General features: G+C 73.7%; 16 protein-coding genes. 1 reads left to right on the top strand and 15 read right to left on the bottom strand.

All coding sequences use genetic code 11. From position 1 onward, the window contains the following. Positions 1-90: 90 nt before the first annotated feature. The 3 genes from AB0M03_RS07920 to AB0M03_RS07910 are packed head-to-tail and all read right to left on the bottom strand — an operon-like array spanning position 91 to position 3,472. Positions 91-828, bottom strand: a complete 738-nt coding sequence (locus tag AB0M03_RS07920; protein WP_363489638.1) for a succinate dehydrogenase/fumarate reductase iron-sulfur subunit — start codon at positions 826-828, stop codon at positions 91-93. Next, the gene (locus AB0M03_RS07915) at positions 825-2,771 is read right to left on the bottom strand and encodes a fumarate reductase/succinate dehydrogenase flavoprotein subunit (RefSeq protein ID WP_363489636.1); all 1,947 of its coding nucleotides are present in this window, start codon (positions 2,769-2,771) and stop codon (positions 825-827) included. Before AB0M03_RS07915 ends, AB0M03_RS07920 begins: the two co-directional genes overlap by 4 nt. Continuing rightward, positions 2,768-3,472 carry a succinate dehydrogenase cytochrome b subunit gene (locus AB0M03_RS07910; RefSeq protein ID WP_363489634.1) on the bottom strand — a complete coding sequence of 235 codons (705 nt, stop codon included), beginning with the start codon at positions 3,470-3,472 and terminating at the stop codon, positions 2,768-2,770. Before AB0M03_RS07910 ends, AB0M03_RS07915 begins: the two co-directional genes overlap by 4 nt. A 123-nt stretch (positions 3,473-3,595) precedes the next feature. Here AB0M03_RS07910 and AB0M03_RS07905 point away from each other — a divergent pair, with 123 nt between their 5' ends. Then, positions 3,596-4,525, top strand: a complete 930-nt coding sequence (locus AB0M03_RS07905; RefSeq protein ID WP_363489632.1) for a LysR substrate-binding domain-containing protein — start codon at positions 3,596-3,598, stop codon at positions 4,523-4,525. Positions 4,526-4,541: 16 nt separating this feature from the next. Here AB0M03_RS07905 and hypE read toward each other — a convergent pair whose 3' ends face one another. From hypE to AB0M03_RS07845, 12 genes are all read right to left on the bottom strand, one after another. Then, complete coding sequence (gene hypE, locus AB0M03_RS07900) at positions 4,542-5,615, bottom strand: hydrogenase expression/formation protein HypE (RefSeq protein ID WP_363489630.1); 1,074 nt, start codon at positions 5,613-5,615, stop codon at positions 4,542-4,544. Then, on the bottom strand, positions 5,608-6,741 hold the full coding sequence (hypD, locus tag AB0M03_RS07895; RefSeq protein WP_363489628.1) for a hydrogenase formation protein HypD: 1,134 nt from the start codon (positions 6,739-6,741) through the stop codon (positions 5,608-5,610). The genes hypE and hypD overlap by 8 nt, the downstream gene beginning before the upstream one ends. Beyond that, the gene (locus tag AB0M03_RS07890; protein ID WP_363489626.1) at positions 6,738-7,028 is read right to left on the bottom strand and encodes a HypC/HybG/HupF family hydrogenase formation chaperone; all 291 of its coding nucleotides are present in this window, start codon (positions 7,026-7,028) and stop codon (positions 6,738-6,740) included. Before AB0M03_RS07890 ends, hypD begins: the two co-directional genes overlap by 4 nt. Before the next feature lie 45 nt (positions 7,029-7,073). Further along, positions 7,074-9,407 (bottom strand): carbamoyltransferase HypF, encoded by a 2,334-nt coding sequence (gene hypF / locus AB0M03_RS07885; RefSeq protein ID WP_363489624.1) that lies wholly within the window; start codon positions 9,405-9,407, stop codon positions 7,074-7,076. Then, positions 9,404-10,216 carry a hydrogenase nickel incorporation protein HypB gene (gene hypB / locus AB0M03_RS07880; RefSeq protein WP_363489622.1) on the bottom strand — a complete coding sequence of 271 codons (813 nt, stop codon included), beginning with the start codon at positions 10,214-10,216 and terminating at the stop codon, positions 9,404-9,406. Before hypB ends, hypF begins: the two co-directional genes overlap by 4 nt. A 4-nt stretch (positions 10,217-10,220) precedes the next feature. Beyond that, entirely contained in the window at positions 10,221-10,595 is a 375-nt protein-coding gene (locus AB0M03_RS07875) for a hydrogenase maturation nickel metallochaperone HypA (protein WP_363489620.1), read from the bottom strand. Positions 10,596-10,855: 260 nt separating this feature from the next. Next, a complete protein-coding gene (locus AB0M03_RS07870) occupies positions 10,856-11,536 on the bottom strand; it encodes a hydrogenase maturation protease (RefSeq protein ID WP_363489618.1) in 681 nt (226 codons plus the stop codon). Continuing rightward, positions 11,533-12,930, bottom strand: a complete 1,398-nt coding sequence (locus AB0M03_RS07865) for a hypothetical protein (RefSeq protein ID WP_363489616.1) — start codon at positions 12,928-12,930, stop codon at positions 11,533-11,535. The genes AB0M03_RS07870 and AB0M03_RS07865 overlap by 4 nt, the downstream gene beginning before the upstream one ends. Next, positions 12,927-13,586 (bottom strand): DUF6084 family protein, encoded by a 660-nt coding sequence (locus AB0M03_RS07860; RefSeq protein WP_363489614.1) that lies wholly within the window; start codon positions 13,584-13,586, stop codon positions 12,927-12,929. Before AB0M03_RS07860 ends, AB0M03_RS07865 begins: the two co-directional genes overlap by 4 nt. Beyond that, on the bottom strand, positions 13,583-14,233 hold the full coding sequence (locus tag AB0M03_RS07855; RefSeq protein WP_363489612.1) for a DUF5947 family protein: 651 nt from the start codon (positions 14,231-14,233) through the stop codon (positions 13,583-13,585). The genes AB0M03_RS07860 and AB0M03_RS07855 overlap by 4 nt, the downstream gene beginning before the upstream one ends. Continuing rightward, positions 14,230-14,742: a hypothetical protein gene (locus AB0M03_RS07850; RefSeq protein WP_363489610.1), complete on the bottom strand. Its 513-nt coding sequence runs from the start codon at positions 14,740-14,742 to the stop codon at positions 14,230-14,232. The genes AB0M03_RS07855 and AB0M03_RS07850 overlap by 4 nt, the downstream gene beginning before the upstream one ends. Continuing rightward, entirely contained in the window at positions 14,742-16,517 is a 1,776-nt protein-coding gene (locus AB0M03_RS07845) for a nickel-dependent hydrogenase large subunit (RefSeq protein ID WP_363489608.1), read from the bottom strand. Before AB0M03_RS07845 ends, AB0M03_RS07850 begins: the two co-directional genes overlap by 1 nt. Between the last annotated feature and the right edge of the window lie 54 nt (positions 16,518-16,571).

Here is a 16,571-nt window from a genome sequence, read left to right as displayed (position 1 = left end):
ACAGGCACCCAGGGGCGGGTGGGGGCACCTCCCGGCCGAAGGCTGGGGGAGAACTGCGCGATCCGGATGCGGGTCGCCGTACGAATCGCGTCACCGCAAGGTGCTCCGCAGGAACTCCCGGTTCAGTGTCGAAATCGCCGACAGCGGGATGCCCTTGGGACAGGCCGTCGCGCATTCGCCGGTGTTGGTGCAGCCGCCGAAGTCCTCGGCGTCCATCGCCCCGACCATGCCCCGTACCCGGCCCGACCGCTCGGGTGCGCCCTGCGGCAGCAGGTTGAGGTGCACCACCTTCGCCGCCGTGAACAGCATCGCCGAGCCGTTCGGGCAGGCCGCCACGCAGGCCCCGCAGCCGATGCAGGCGGCGTGCTCGAAGGCCGCGTCCGCCGCCTCCTTGGGCACCGGCGTGGCGTGCGCCTCCGGTGCGCTGCCGGTCGGCGCGGTGATGTACCCGCCGGCGCCGATCACCCGGTCCAGTGCGGAGCGGTCCACCACCAGGTCCTTGACCACCGGGAACGCCGCGGCCCGCCACGGCTCCACGTCGACGGTCGCGCCGTCCTCGAAGTGCCGCATGTGCAACTGGCAGGTGGTGGTCGGCTGCGGGCCGTGCGCCTGCCCGTCGATGACCATGCCGCAGGCGCCGCAGATCCCCTCGCGGCAGTCGTGGTCGAAGGCCACCGGCTCCTCGCCGCGCAGCGCCAGCGTCTCGTTGAGGGTGTCCAGCATCTCCAGGAAGGACATGTCGGGGCTGATCTCCCCGACCTGGTAGGTGGTGAAGCCGCCGGGCTCGTCCGGGCCGGCCTGCCGCCAGATCCGCAGGGTGAGGTTCATGCGTAGCTCCGCTGGGTGGGGTGGACGTACTCGAAGGAGAGCTGCTCCCGGTGGAGCACGGGGGCGCGGCCGGTGCCGGTGAACTCCCAGGCGGCGGCGTACGAGAAGGCCTCGTCGTCGCGCAGCGCCTCGCCCTGTGCGGTGCGGCTCTCCTCGCGGAAGTGGCCGCCGCAGGACTCGGTGCGGTGGAGTGCGTCCAGGCACATCAGCTCGGCGAGTTCGAGGTGGTCGGCGACCCGGTTGGCCTTCTCCAGCTGCTGGTTGAGGCTCTCCCCGCTGCCCGGCACGGTGACCCGCCGCCAGAACTCCTCGCGCAGTTCCGGGATGCGGGCGAGCGCGCGGCGCAGCCCGGCGTCCGTGCGGGCCATCCCGCAGTCGTCCCACATGATCCGGCCGAGTTCGCGGTGGAAGGACTCGGGGGTGCGGTCGCCGCGCACCGCGAGCAGCCGCTCCAGCCGGTCCACCACCTCCTGCCGGACGCCGGCGACCTGCGGGTCACCGGGGTCGAGCGGCTCCGAACCCTGCCGCGCCAGGTAGTCGTTGAGCGCCGGCGGCAGGACGAAGTAGCCGTCGGCCAGGCCCTGCATCAGGGCGCTGGCGCCGAGCCGGTTGGCGCCGTGGTCGGAGAAGTTGGCCTCGCCGATCGCGAACAGGCCCGGCACGGTGGTCTGCAGGTCGTAGTCCACCCACAGCCCGCCCATGGTGTAGTGCACTGCGGGGTAGATCCGCATCGGCACCCGGTACGGGTCCTCCGCGGTGATCCGCTCGTACATCTCGAAGAGGTTGCCGTAGCGCGCGGAGACCGTGTCCCGGCCCAGCCGGGCGATGGCGTCCGCGAAGTCCAGGTACACGCCCTGGCCGCCCGGCCCGACGCCGCGGCCCTCGTCGCAGACCGCCTTGGCGGCGCGGGAGGCGATGTCGCGCGGCACCAGGTTGCCGAAGGACGGGTACATCCGCTCCAGGTAGTAGTCCCGTTCGGCCTCGGGGATCTCCGCGGGCGGGCGGGTGTCCCCGGCCGCCTTCGGCACCCAGATCCGGCCGTCGTTGCGCAGCGACTCGCTCATCAGGGTGAGCTTCGACTGGTGGTCGCCCGAGCGGGGGATGCACGTCGGGTGGATCTGGGTGAAGCACGGGTTGCCGAACCACGCGCCGCGGCGGTGCGCCCGCCAGACCGCGGTGGCGTTGGAGTTCTTGGCGTTGGTCGACAGGTGGAAGACGTTGCCGTACCCGCCGGTGGCCAGCACCACCGCGTCCGCGAGGTGCGTGCCGACCTCGCCGGTCACCAGGTCGCGGGCGACGATCCCGCGGGCCCGGCCGCCGGCCACCACCAGGTCGAGCATCTCGGTGCGCGGGTGCATCTCCACCCCGCCGCCGGCGATCTGCCGCGACAGCGCCTGGTAGGCGCCGAGCAGCAGCTGCTGGCCGGTCTGCCCGCGGGCGTAGAAGGTCCGCTGCACCTGCACCCCGCCGAACGATCGGGTGTCCAGCAGGCCGCCGTACTCGCGGGCGAACGGCACGCCCTGCGCCACGCACTGGTCGATGATCTCCACCGAGATCTGCGCCAGCCGGTGCACGTTGGACTCCCGCGCCCGGAAGTCGCCGCCCTTGACGGTGTCGTAGAACAGCCGTCGCACGCTGTCGCCGTCGTTGCGGTAGTTCTTCGCCGCGTTGATGCCGCCCTGTGCGGCGATCGAGTGCGCCCTGCGCGGTGAGTCCTGGAAGCAGAACTGCACCACCCGGTAACCCTGTTCGGCGAGCGTCGCCCCGGCCGAGGCGCCGGCCAGGCCGGTGCCGACCACGATCACGGTGTGCTTGCGGCGGTTCGCCGGGTTGACCAGCTTCGCCTCGAACCGCCGCCGGTCCCAGCGCTGTTCGATCGGCCCGGCGGGCGCCTTGGTGTCGACGACCGGCTCGCCGACGGTGTAGTCGAGGTACGGGGTCACTTCACCGCTCCGATCATCACGGCCACCGGCACGGCGAGGAACCCGGCCGTCAGCACCAGCGCCAGTACGTTCGCCGTCGCCTTCAACACCCGGTCGCGGCGCGCATCGTTGAGGCCGAGGGTCTGCGCGGCGCTCCAGAATCCGTGCCGCACGTGCAGCCCGACGGCCAGCATGGCCACGATGTAGATCCCGCCGCCGTACCAGGTGGAGAAGGACGCCACCACGTTCTGGTACGGGTGGCCCTCCTCGGCCCGCGGGTTCACCGTCAGCGTGGTCAGGTCCAGGATGTGCCAGACGATGAACAGCGCCAGGATCACCCCGCCCCAGCGCATCGTCCGGGTCGCATAGCTCGCCCGCGCCCGGCGCCGCGCGTACTTCTGCGGCCGCGCCGCCAGATCGCGCCGGCTCAGCTGGTACGCGGCGACGCCGTGCGCCACCACCGAGGCCAGCAGCACCAGCCGGGCGATCCACAGGAACCACGCGTGCCCGAGGAAGGGCTGTCCGACCGTGCGCAGCCACGCCGCGTAGCCGTTGAGGTCGTCCGGCCCGAAGAAGATCTTCAGATTCCCCAGCATGTGGGCCACCAGGTACAGCAGCATCACCGCACCGCTGGCGGCCATCACCGCCTTCTTGCCGATCGTCGAACCCCACAGCGCCGCCAGGGCGTGCCGGGGCCGACGCGTTCCAGTCGCCAGAGCCATGCGCTCCACGCTAGGAACGAGCCCCACCCCACGTCCAAGACATGAAAAGGCTCGCCACGATAGGCTCAGGCTATGGAAAGGCGACGCACCCCAGGGGCGCGTGGGTGACCCTAGGTTGGCATCGTGCAACTCCAGCAGCTCCGCTACTTCACCGCCGTCGCCGAGCTCGGCAACTTCACCCGGGCCGCCGAGCGGCTGCACGTCGCGCAGCCCTCGCTCTCCCAGCAGATCAAGGCGCTGGAGCGGGAGCTGGGCGCCGAACTGCTGCACCGCACCCGCGGTGCCACCACCCCCACCGATGCGGGCGAGGCCCTGCTGCCGCTGGCCCGCCGCATCCTCGCCGACACCGACAGTGCCCGCCTGGCCGTCCAGGAGACCGTCCAGTTGCGCCGCGGCCGGGTCCGCCTCGGTGCGCCGCCCAGTCTCTGCGTCAGCCTGCTGCCGGACGTGCTGGGAGCCTTCAGGGGCCGCTTCCCCGGTGTCGACCTGCAGATCAGCGAGGGCGGCTCCGGCGATCTGGTGGCCGCGCTGGACGCCGGTGAGCTGGACCTGGCGCTGATCGTCTCCCCGAGCCCGGGCGGCGGCACCCTGCCGACGCTCGCGGTCACCCCGCTGCTGCACGAGGACCTGGTGCTGGTGTCCGCCCGGCCGCTGCCCCACCAGGCCGTCGCCGTCGAGGAGTTGCGCGATCGGCCGCTGGTGATGTTCCGCGCCGGGTACGCACTGCGCGACGCCACCCTGGCGGCCTGCCGGGAGGCCGGCTTCGAGCCGCGCTTCGCGGTCGAGGGCGGCGAGATGGACGCGGTGCTCGGCTTCGTCCGGGCCGGGCTCGGGCCCGCCGTGGTGCCCGCGATGGTCGCGGCCCGCTCCGGCCTGCCCACCGCCCGCTTCACCGGTGCCGGCCTCGGCCGCACCATCTCGCTCGCGCACGGCCGGGACATCCCGCTCGGCCGCGCCGCCGACCGGATGCGCGCCACCGTCGCGGAGCAGCTCGCCGCACAGGCACGGCGCGGCGAGCTGCCGGAAGGCACCCGGCTGCTCGCCGCGCCGTGACCGGCGGCGGTACCACTCAGCAGATCCGCGGCAGCTGCTCGCCGACCGGCAGGTCGATCACCCGCGTCCCGCCGAGTGCGGTCCGTGCGACCACCATCCCGGGGTGGTCGGCCACGCACTCGCCGATCACCGCCGCGCCCGCGCCGAGCGGGTGCGCCCGCATCGCCGCCAGCACCGCCTCGGCGTGCTCCCGCGGCACGAACGCGACCAGCTTGCCCTCGTTGGCCACGTACAGCGGGTCGAGGCCGAGGATCGCGCAGGCGTTGGCGACCTCCGGCGGGACGGGGATGCTGCGCTCCTGGACGACCACGCCGACCCCGGCCGCCGCCGCGATCTCGTTGAGCGAGGCGCCGAGCCCACCGCGGGTGGGGTCGCGCAGTACGTGCAGGTCCGGGGCGACCGCCAGCATCGCCTGCACCAGGCCGCCGAGCGGGGCGCAGTCGCTCTGCACGCCGACCCCGAACTCCAGGCCCTCGCGGACGCTCATCACGGCGACGCCGTGCAGCCCGATCGCCCCGCTGACGATCACCACGTCGCCCGGTTCGGCGCGCTGCGGCCGGATGTCGACCCCGGCCGGGATCAGCCCGATGCCGGCGGTGTTGAGGTAGATCCCGTCGCCGCGGCCGGCCTCGACGACCTTGGTGTCGCCGGTGGCCACCTCGACCCCGGCGGCCCGTGCCGCGGCGCCGAGCGCCTGGGCGACCCGGGCCACCTGGGCGGTCTCCACGCCCTCCTCCAGGATGAACCCGCAGGACAGGTAGGCGGCCGTGGCGCCGCTCATCGCCAGGTCGTTGACGGTGCCGTTGACGGCCAGGTCGCCGATGCTGCCGCCGGGGAAGAACAGCGGCCGCACCACGTAGGAGTCGGTGGAGAAGGCGAGCCGCACCCCGCCGAGGGTGACGGCCGCGGAGTCGCCGAGCGCGGCCAGCACCGGGCCGCCGAAGGCGGGCGCGAAGACGTGCTCGACGAGTTCGGCGGAGAGCGCCCCGCCGCCGCCGTGCCCCATCACCACCCGCGGGTGGTCGCGCAGCGGCAGCGGGCAGGACCAGTTGGAGAAGTCGGGGGCGGCGAGGGTGTCGGTGTCAAGCAACGGGGCTCGCCTCCAGCGGGGCGGCGGGCGCGGCGGGCGCACCCAGGCGGCGGTACAGGTAGTAGGCGGCGCAGGCGCCCTCGCTGGAGACCATGGTCGCGCCCAGCGGGTTGCGCGGGGTGCACTCGGTGCCGAAGGCCTCGCACTGGTGGGGCTTGAGCAGCCCCTGCAGCACCTCGCCGGCCCGGCAGGCGGCCGGCTCGCAGGTGTTCACGCCGCCCACGTCGAAGCGGTGCTCGGCGTCGAATTCGCGGTAGCGCGAGGAGAGCCGCCAGCCGCTCTGCGGGATGGTGCCGATGCCGCGCCAGGCCCGGTCGGTGGTCTCGAAGACGTCGGCGAGCATGGCCTGCGCGGCCGGGTTGCCCTCGTCCCGCACCGCTCGCGGGTACGCGTTGTCCACGGTGTGCTCGCCGCGCTCCAGTTGGCGGACGGTGCGGCGGATGCCCTCGAGGATGTCCAGCGGCTCGAAGCCGGTGACCACGATCGGCACCTTGAACCGCTCGGCGAGTTCCGGGTATTCGGCGGTGCCCATCACGGAGCAGACGTGCCCGGCGGCGAGGAAGCCCTGCACCCGGCACTCGGGCGACTGCATGATCGCCTCGATGGCCGGGGGCACCCGCACGTGGGAGACCAGCAGGCTGAAGTTGCCGATGCCGCGCTTCTTCGCCTGGTACACCGTCATGGCGTTGGGCGGGGCGGTGGTCTCGAAGCCGATGCCGAAGAACACCACCTGCTTGTCCGGGTTCTGCTCGGCCACCCGCAGTGCGTCCAGCGGCGAGTACACCACGCGGACGTCGCCGCCCTCGCCGCGCACCCGGAACAGGTCGCGGTCGGTGCCCGGCACCCGCAGCATGTCGCCGAACGAGCAGAAGATCACCTCGGGCCGGGAGGCGATCTCCAGCGCCTTGTCGATCACCTCCAGCGGGGTGACGCACACCGGGCAGCCCGGCCCGTGGATCAACTCGATCCCTTCGGGCAGCAGTTGGTCGATGCCGTGCCGGATGATGGTGTGCGTCTGGCCGCCGCAGACCTCCATCAGCGCCCACGGCCGGGTGACCGACGCGCGGATGTCGTCCAGCAGCCGCCGGGCGAGGTCCGGGTTCTGGAACTCCTCCAGGTACTTCACTTCTTCTCCGCCTCCTTCGGGGCGCCCGCGGCGGCCTCCCACGGATCACCGAACTCCTCCTGCAGCAGGCCCAGTTCCTCGAAGAGTTCGAGCGTGCGGCGGGCCGACTCCTCGTCCAGGCGCTGCAGCGCGAACCCGACGTGCACGATCGCGTACTCACCGACCGCCAGGTCGGGCAGGTACTCCAGGCACACGTCCTTGACCACGCCGCCGAAGTCCACGACGGCCATCCGGGTGCCGTCGCGCTCCTCGATCTCCATCACCCTGCCGGGCACCGCCAGGCACATCGGAGTCTCCTCGTTCGTCCTCCGGGGGCGGCTTGCCCCCGGTCTTCAGCTGCCGGTCCGGGCGGCGACCACGAGCTGGCCGAGCGCCAGACCGCCGTCGTTGGGCGGCACCAGCCGGTGCCGCAGCACGGTGAAGCCGGCCGCCCGCAGCCGGTGCAGGCAGTCCTCGGTGAGCAGGGCGTTGCCGAACACCCCGCCGGTCAGCGCCGCGGTGGTGAGCCCGGTCCGCTCGCGCGCCTCGGTGCACAGCCGCTCCACCAGGGCGGCCACGGCCGAGTGGAAGCGCCGGGCGACGACCCCGGCGGGCGCCCCGGCCGCGACGTCGGCCACCACGGCCGCGAGCACCGGGCCCGGGTCGGCGACCAGCGCGGCCGCACCGTCGCCCGCGCCCGGCCGCAGCCCGAAGGCGTACGGCCGGTCGTCCGCAGCCGCGTCCAGCGCGGCCGCCTCCAACTCCACGGCGGCCTGCGCCTCGTAGCCGACCCGGTGGCAGACGTCGGCCAGCGAGGAGACGGCGTCGAACAGCCGGCCCATGCTGGAGGTCGGCACGCAGTTCAGCTCGCGCGCCAACTGCTGCTTCAGAACTGCCAGTTCCTCGGCCGGGCAGGCCGTCGTGCAGGGCAGCTCGGGAGCCCAGGGCAGGCCCGCCGCGTACAGGTGGGCGAGGGCCATCCGGTACGGCCGCTCCACCGCGGCGTCCCCGCCGGGCAGCGGCACGTAGCCGAGCTGTGCGAAGCGCTCGAAGCCGTCGTAGTCGGCGAGCAGGACCTCGCCGCCCCAGACCGCGCCGTCCTCGCCGTAGCCGGTGCCGTCGAAGGCGACGCCGATGACCTTCCCGGTGCCGTCCAGGCCGTGCTCGGCCATCGCGGAGGCGATGTGCGCGTGGTGGTGCTGCACGGTGCGGACCTCGCGCCTGCCGGCCTCGCGGCGCGCCCACAGGGCGGAGCGGTACCGCGGATGCCGGTCGGCCGCCAGCAGCTCCGGACGCACCCCGGTGACGGCCGCCAACTGGCGTACGGCGCGGCCGAATCCGGCGAGCGTGGCCAGGTCGTCCATGTCGCCGACGTGCCCGGACGGCCAGGCGGTGCGGCCCGCGGCCAGGGCGAAGGTGTTCTTGAGGTCGCCGCCGACCGCGAGCACCGGGCGGACCTCGACCGGCAGCGGCACCGGCAGCGGGGCGTAGCCGCGCGAGCGCCGGACGGGCAGCACCTCGCCGTCCACGACCCGTACCACCGAGTCGTCGCAGGGCACGTGGATCGGCCGGTTGTGCGCCAACCAGCCGTCCACCAGCGGCGCGAGGCGCTCCAGCGCCTCGTCGTCGTCGGTGACGATGGGCTCGCCGGACAGATTGCCGCTGGTCATCACCAGCAGCCGCGGCCCGTCCGGGTCGCCGGGCAGGCCGAGCAGCAGCCGGTGCAGCGGGGTGTACGGCAGCATGATGCCGAGGTCGGGGCAGCGCGGTGCGACACCGCCGGCGATCCCGTCCTCGTACGGCCTGCGGCGCAGCAGCACGATCGGGCGGGCGGGCGACTCGAGGGCCTCCCGCTCGGCGTCGCCGAGGTGCACCAGCGCGGCCGCCTGTGCGGTCGAACCGGCCATCACCGCAAAGGGTTTGTCGCCGCGGCGCTTGCGCCTGCGGAGTTCCGCGACGGCGGCGCCGCTGCCCGCGTCGCACACCAGGTGGTAGCCGCCGAGGCCCTTGACGGCGAGCACGGCGCCGGCGGCCAGCATCGCCCGGGCGCCGTCCAGCGCTTGGGCACCGGTGCGCGGCGCCCGCCCGGGCACGGTGAGCGAGAGGGTGGGCCCGCAGGCGTGGCAGCAGATCGGCTGGGCGTGGAAGCGCCGGTCGGCCGGGTCGCGGTACTCGCGGGAGCAGTCCTCGCACATCGGGAAACCGGCCATGGTCGTGGCGGCCCGGTCGTACGGCAGGCCGGTGACGATGGTGAACCGCGGCCCGCAGTGGGTGCAGGTGATGAACGGGTGGCGGTGCCGCCGGTCGGCCGGGTCGGCGAGTTCGGCCAGGCAGTCGGCGCAGGTGGCGGTGTCCGCCGGGATGAGGGTGCGGCTGCCGCCGCCGCCCGTGGACGGCACGATGGCGAAGCCCGGGTCGCCGGTGGCCTCGATCGCCTCGTGCAGCACGGAGAGGACCCGGGCCAGCGGCGGTGCGTCGCCGGCGATCCGCCGGCAGAACGCCTCGACGGCGTCGGGGCGGCCCTCCACCTCGGCGAGCACGCCCTCGCCGGTGTTGGTGACGTGCCCGGCCAGTTGCAGCTCCCCGGCGAGCGAGTGCACGAACGGGCGGAACCCCACGCCCTGCACGATGCCGCCGACCCGGACCCGGCGGCGCTCGACGGACGGCGCCGACGGCTCGGCCGTCACGAGGCGTCCAGCGGCAGCTCCGCCGGTGCCCCGTGCGCGTGCCCGTGGCTGTGCAGGTGGCCGCCCTCGTGACTGTGGCCGTGACCGGCGGTCTGCGGCGGCCCGTGGTGGTGCCCGGCGGCGGGCACGCCCATCACCGGCCGGTGCACGGCGCCGCCGTCCAGCACGGCGCAGGCGCGGTCCAGCAGCTGCCCGACGCCCTCCCCGGTGCGCGCCGAGGTGAAGACCACCTCGACCCCCGGGTTGACCCGCTCGATGTTGGCGAGGAAGGACTTCTCGTCGAAGCCGACCGCGTCCGCGAGATCCGCCTTGGTCACCACCACCAGGTGGGCCAGCCCGAAGGCGGTCGGGTACTTCAGCGGCTTGTCCTCGCCCTCGGTCACCGAGGCGAGCGCCACCCGCAGGCTCTCCCCGAGGTCGTACGAGGCCGGGCAGACCAGGTTGCCGACGTTCTCCACGAAGAGCAGCCGGGTGTCGTCCGGCAGCCAGCCGTCCAGGTGGCGGGCGAGCATCGCCGCCTCCAGGTGGCACAGCCCGTCGGTGAGCACCTGCTTGACGGGGGCGCCGGAACGGGCCAGCCGCAGGGCGTCGTTCTCGGTGGCGAGGTCCGCGGTGAGGGCGGCGGCGGGGATGCCGCGCTGCCCGGCGAGCACCAACTCGGCCTCCAGCAGCGCGGTCTTGCCGCTGCCCGGGCTGGAGAGCAGGTTCACCGCGACGGTGCCGCGGGCCGTGAGCGCCGCCCGCAGTTCCCGGGCGGCGTCCTCGTTGCGGGCGAGCACGGCCTGCTGGAGGTCGATGACTCGGCACATGGCGTCAGCCTTCCTGGTCGGCGTACGCCGGACGGTCCGCCCAGCGGACGCTGCGGATCTGCAGCTCCCGCCCGGCCACGAGCTCGGTGCCGGCGCCGTCGCCGCACCCCGGGCAGGTCAGCTCCGGCGGCATCCCGACCGCCCAGCCGGTGCCGCAGGCCGTGCACCTCGCCTGCCCCGGAACGGTCTCGGCGACCAGCTCGGCGCCTTCCAGGACCGTTCCGGCGCAGGCGAGTCCGAAGCAGAAGTGCAGCGAGTCGGGCACCACGCCGGCCAGTTCGCCGACCTGCAGCACCACCGACTCGACCCGGCCGGCCTCCTCGGGGGAGGCCTGCGCCACCTGCTCCACCACGGCCATGGCGATCGACATCTCGTGCATCGGCACCCCGTTCCGCGGCTGGAGGCGGTGACCGTCCGGTCGGCCACCATTACAGGCCGCTGCCCCGGGGTGCCGGGTGCGCCGCGCCGGACGGGCGGCGCGGGCTTACGCCATTCGCAGCATCGCGCCGCGGTCACATCCGCCGGATGTGCAGGTACCGCTTGATGTCCGGAAGGCTCTGCACGAGCACGGCGGTGGCAGCGGCGCTCAGAAGGACGATCAGGAGCTTGCGCATGAGGGTGCCTCTCTGTCGGTGGTGTCTAAGACCGGCCGGCAATCGGGGGCGGCGTCGCGGCGCCATGGCTCTCGCCCGAACGGCTTCTCCTCGGTCGCCGCAGCTCCGCTGCTACTCCCTCGTCGGCACCGCCCGGACTCGGCCCTGACGCCGCTCCTTCACCCACCCCCCGATTGCCGGTCGGTCTTGGTTCGGGAAGGTCGGCGGGCCCGCCGTCGAGGAGCCGGAGGACCACGGCGACGGCCTCGTCCACGGCCGCGGCGACCGGGGCGCTGAGCCCCATGCCCTCCTCGACGGACTCCGGTTCGCAGCCCACCACGAACACCTGCCGCGGCGGGCTGCCGCCGGTGCCGGCGCTGAGCGTGGCGAGCAGCGCCAGGACGGCGTCCGGGCCCATCCGGTGGCCGTCCAGGGCGGGCGCCTGCGGCTCGATGGCACCGGGCGCCGGTGCCTCCAGCAGGTACACCGTGCCCGGAGTGCCGCCGCGTTCGGTGGCGTCGACCAGGACGAGCGTGTCGTAGCCGTCCAGCAGCCGGTACGCCAGGTGCACGCCGCGCACCCCGATGTCGGCCACCTCGACGCCCTCGGGCAGCGGGCGGCCGGTGAGCCTGCGCACCGCCTCGACGCCGAAGCCGTCGTCGCCGAGGAAGATGTTGCCGACCCCGGCGACCAGGACCCGGCCTGCGGTCTCCCGGCGGTCCGTCATGACTCCTCCGCGAGGGCGAGTTCGTCCGGCTGGAAGTACAGGAAGCGGCCCTGGGCCCGCCACAGGTCGGCGCCCGGGTCGCCCTCCACGGTCACCGCCAGGTGCACCGCACCGTCGACGTCCTGCAGCACCGCCTCGACCAGCGCGGTGCGGCCCTGCAGGAAGAGGTCCTGGGCGTCGGTGCGGCGCCGGCCGGGCCGCAGCACGACCCTGTCGCCCGCGCCGACCGTGCGGCCGTCGATCACCACCCGGTCGCGGGCCGGGTCCACGCCCGGGTCGCCGCCCGGGTCCCACCACGGGGTGTCGGGGCGGACGCCGGGGACGGCGGCCTCCGCGGGCGGGCCCGCCGTCACCTCGCGCAGCGCCCGCATTGCACCGTGCAGACGCTCCATCACCTCCGGCGGCAGCGAGTCCGCCAGGTCGACCGCGGCGCCGGCCCGCTCGTCCGTGCCGCGGGCCTCCCGCTTCTCCCGCTCGGTCAGTGCGGAGGTGCGCAGCGCCAGGATCTCGTCGATCTCGGTGCCGTCGTACAGCGAGCCGGGGCTCTCCGGCGCCACCTGCGGGTGGTCCTCCAGGATGATCGGGGAGGACAGCACCACGTCGGCGCGGCCGTCGTCGCCGGCCAGCACCGGCCAGGTGCGCCGGTTCCGGCACTCGGCGACGGCCTCCTTGGCCCACTCCGGCGGGTCGGTCATCGACACGAAGGAGCCGCTGTCCAGGCCGAGCAGCAGGTGCGCGGAGACCAGCGAGTGCGCCAGCGCCTCCTCCCGGCCCTCCCCGGGGCCGGCCGTCCACGCCGTGGTGTTCTCCACCACCGCGCGCAGCCGGTACGCCGCGTAGGGGCCGGGCAGCGGCTGCAGCCGCACCCGCAGCACGCCGTCGACCTGGGCGCAGCGCCGCACCGTCCGGCCGACCGTCCGCCCGTCCTCGCCCTCGCGCACCGCCTCGATCTCGGTGCGGGCCGGGCAGTGCACCGGCACGGCGACCTCGCCCTCCAGCAGCTCGTCGACGGTCGCGGACAGCTGGACGCGCTCCTCGGCGCCCTCGTCCCACGGCGTCAGGACCCGGTCGGCGAGCTCCAGGGCCGTGGTGTCCTCGTGCCCGCCGTCCTCGCGCAGCCGCTGCACGGTGCGCCGCTGGACGCGCAGGAAGCGCAGTTCGGCGCTGATCGTGGCGCCGCGCCGCGGCTCCACCAGGAGCTCGGTGCACTGGTCGGGGTGTTCGCCGCTGCCCTCGCCGAAGCCCGGCGGCACCAGGACGCCGAACTGCCAGCGCAGCCGGTTCTTGGCGGACGAGGCCCGGTACGGGTACAGCACGTAGCCCTCGAACAGTACGGCGTCGGCGATCTGCCGGGCGCCGGCGAACCGCTCGGCGGCGGGGCGGACGGTGCTCATCGGGCTGCCTCCTCGGCCAGGGCGGGGCTGCCCGCGGCGGCCAGCAACGCGCGCACGGTGGCCTCCCAGGAGGGCAGTCCGTGCCGGGAGCGGTACGCCAGCAGCTCGTCCATGGTGTCCCGGGGGAGCCGCAGCCAGCCGCAGCCGGGGAAGTGCTGCTCCATCGCCTCCCGCCACACCCGCACCGGCAGGCGGACCCTGGTCTCCTTGTGCCAGGGCACCGGCTGCACGGCGAAGCCGTCCGCGCCGGTGAAGACGGTGCCGGAGAACAGCATCAGCAGCGGCGCGTCGCCGTCGGTGAGCGAGGCGAAGTAGCGGGTCGCCGCGATGTCCAGGTCGTAGCTGACCGGCACCGGCAGCTCCACCTCGGTGCTGCCGGTGAAGCCCGGCACCATCAGCGGGACCTGCGCGAACTGCACCGGGTTCAGGCTGGTGCCCCAGCGGGACCGCTCGCCGAAGAGGTCGCCGAGCCGCTCGGCCTCCGTGTCGTCGTAGCTGCGCCTCGCGGGCTCGATGCGCAGCTGGCAGCGGAGCGCCAGGGCGTGCACCCGGGCGCCGCCGGAGCCGATCCGCAGCCGGAAGAGCAGGGTCGGCCCGGCGGCGTACCGGTCGCCCTGCACCCCGGTGCAGTCGAAGGTCAGGTCACAGGTCGTCACGCGGTGTCCTCGGTCAGGGGCCGGGCGAGGCCGGCGAGGCGGTCGAAGAAGCCGTCCAGCTCGGCGCGGGCCGCGGGGCCGCCGTCGAAGCCCTGCCAGTGCAGCCGCATCCGCCCGACCAGTTCGTAGCAGGCGTCGACCGGCACCAGGTGACAGGTCGTCACGCCGTGGGCACGGCGCAGCAGCAGCGCCTCGACGTCCGGTTCCAGCATCGCCGCGAGCCGGGTGCGGCCGAGGACGGCCTGCCAGGACTCCGGGTCGAGTTCGCTCTCCGCGGGGCCGGCCGGGCTCGGGTAGAGCGCGACCAGCCGGTCCAGTTCGGCGTTGCGGAGGAAGAAGACGGTGGAGACCGGGATCTGCAGCGCCTCCCAGTCGGCGCCGTCGATGCCGTGGCCGGGGTCGACCAGGTAGCGGCGGGGCACGCCGCGGTACCGGCCGCCGGCCGCGCCGGGCTGCTCGAACAGCATGGCGCAGGCGGTGCAGGCACAGGCGAGCGCGCGCCGGGAGGTGTCGGCGAGGTGCCGGTGCTCCGGGGGGAGTCCGGCACCGCAGAAGGTGCAGCGTTCCGGGCGGGGCGCCGCGGGTCTGCGCAGTCGGCGCAGGACCGCGGCGCCCCCGCCCGGGGCGTCGGTGGCGGGCGTGGTCATCCGGCGTCCGCCCCCACCGGGGGCCGCCGGCCGATCTGCAGCAGGGCGGGCTGCGGGGCGGCCTGCTCCAGCCGGATGTCCGTCACCTCGGGGGCGAAGCAGGCGAGTGCGGCCGCCACGTCCCGCCGCAGCGACTCCTCGCCGCCGCAGCCGCAGCCGCCGGGGGCGGTGCGCAGCCGCACCGACCCGGTCTCGGAGGCGTAGCCGATCAGCTCGGCCGGGCGCCCGGGGAGGGAGGCGAGCGCCCGCCTGATCCGCTGCTGCACGCCCTCCGGGTGGAGTTCGTGCAGCACCAGCAGCCCGGACACCACCTGGTCGTCGAGCAGCGCGGCCGGCACGGCGGCGCCGTTCGCCGTCAGCAGCGCGACCAGCCGGGCCAGGCCCTCGCCGTAGAACGCCATGAGCTCGCGGACGAGGTCCTCGGCCGCGGCGACGGCCGCCTCGTCCGCCTCGCCGGCCAGGCGGTCCAGGACTTCCTGGACGCGCCGGCCGGCCGTCTCCGCGGTCATCAGGCGAGCCCGCTCAGACCGGTGGGGACGTGCATCTTCTGCACGGTCCGGCCGTCGCCGACGTACATGTGCACGCCGCAGGGCAGGCACGGGTCGAAGCTGCGCACGGCCCGCATGATGTCGATGCCCTTGAAGTTCTCCGGGGAGTTCTCCTCGAAGATCGGCGTGTTCTGCACCGCGTCCTCGTACGGTCCCGGGGTGCCGTAGCTGTCGCGGACGCTGGCGTTCCACGGGGTCGGCGGGTACGGGTGGTAGTTGGCGATCTTGCCGTCGCGGATCACCATGTGGTGCGACAGCACGCCGCGGACGGCCTCGGTGAAGCCGCAGCCGATGGACTCGTCCGGCACCTCGAACTTCTCCCAGGTCTGGGTGCGCCCGGCGCGGACCTCCTCCAGCGCCTTCTCGGCGAAGTGCAGTGCGCAGGCGGCGGCGTAGGCCTGGAAGTAGGTGCGGGCGCGGTTGCGCTCCAGCGCGTTGGACCACTGCGGGATCTTCCACTCGAAGGTGGTCTCCGGCTTGGTCATGGTCTTCGGCAGGTTGATGACGACGCTGTGGCCGGTGGCCTTGACGTAGCCGATGTCGACCAGGCCGGAGAGCGCGGTGGACCACAGGCGGGCGATCGGGCCGCCGCCGGTGTCCAGGGCGAGGTGGTCCTTGCCGTCGAACCAGCGCGGGGACATCACCCAGCTGTACTTGTCGTCGAAGTTCCGCTTCTGCGGCTGCGGGATGGTGTGCTGGTTCCACGGGTGCCGCGGGTCGACGGGGTTGCCGAGCGGGTCGTGGGTGACGAAGAGCTCCTGCCCCTCCCAGTCCTGGTAGTAGGAGCTGCCGAGCAGGATGCGGATGCCCAGGTTGATCTGGGTGAGGTCGTTGGTGACGAGCTTTCCGTCGACGATCACGCCCGGGGTGACGAACATCCGCCGGCCCCAGTCCGTCATGTTGCGGTACGTGAAGTCGCAGTGGTCGGGGTCGTTGAGGCTGCCCCAGCAGCCGAGCAGGATGCGGCGGCGGCCGACCTCCTCGTAGCCGGGCAGGGCCTCGTAGAAGAAGTCGAAGAGGTCGTCGTGGAGCGGGACGACGCGCTTCATGAACTCCACGTAGCGGGTCAGCCGGCTGAGGTAGTCGGTGAACAGCTGCACGGTGGCGACCGTGCCGACGCCGCCGGGGTAGAGCGTGGAGGGGTGCACGTGGCGGCCCTCCATCAGGCAGAACATCTCCCGGGTGTACCGGCTGACCTGCAGCGCCTCGCGGTAGAACTCGCCCTCGATGGGGTTGAGCGAGCGCATGATGTCGGCGATGGTCTTGTAGCCGTGCTCGGCGGCGTGCGGCGCCTCGGTGCGCTCGGCGCGATCCAGCACGCCGGGGTTGGTCTCGCGGACCATCTTCTCGCAGTAGTCGACCCCGACCAGGTTCTCCTGGAAGATGTTGTGGTCGAACATGTACTCGGCGGCCTCGCCGAGGTTGATGATCCACTCGCCCAGGTGCGGGGGCTTCACCCCGTACGCCATGTTCTGCGTGTAGACCGAACAGGTGGCGTGGTTGTCGCCGCAGATGCCGCAGATCCGGCTGGTGATGAAGTGCGCGTCGCGCGGGTCCTTGCCGCGCATGAACACGCTGTAGCCGCGGAAGACCGACGAGGTGCTGTAGCACTCGGCGACCTTCTTCTGCTTGAAATCGATCTTCGTGTGGATGCCCAGGCTGCCCACGATCCGGGTGATCGGGTCCCAGGACATCTCCATCAGGCCGTCGCCGGTCGGCTTCGCTGTCGTCGCCATCGGGAGTGTGTGCCCTTCGTCGTTGCGTCGGGGAGCAGGGGTGGACGCCGCGCG

The sequence above is a fragment of the Kitasatospora sp. NPDC051914 genome, from assembly GCF_040680995.1.
Taxonomy (GTDB): Bacteria; Actinomycetota; Actinomycetes; order Streptomycetales; family Streptomycetaceae; genus Kitasatospora.
The sequence above is the reverse complement of the archived record's forward strand: the minus strand, read 5'-3'. Positions and strand labels throughout refer to the sequence as shown.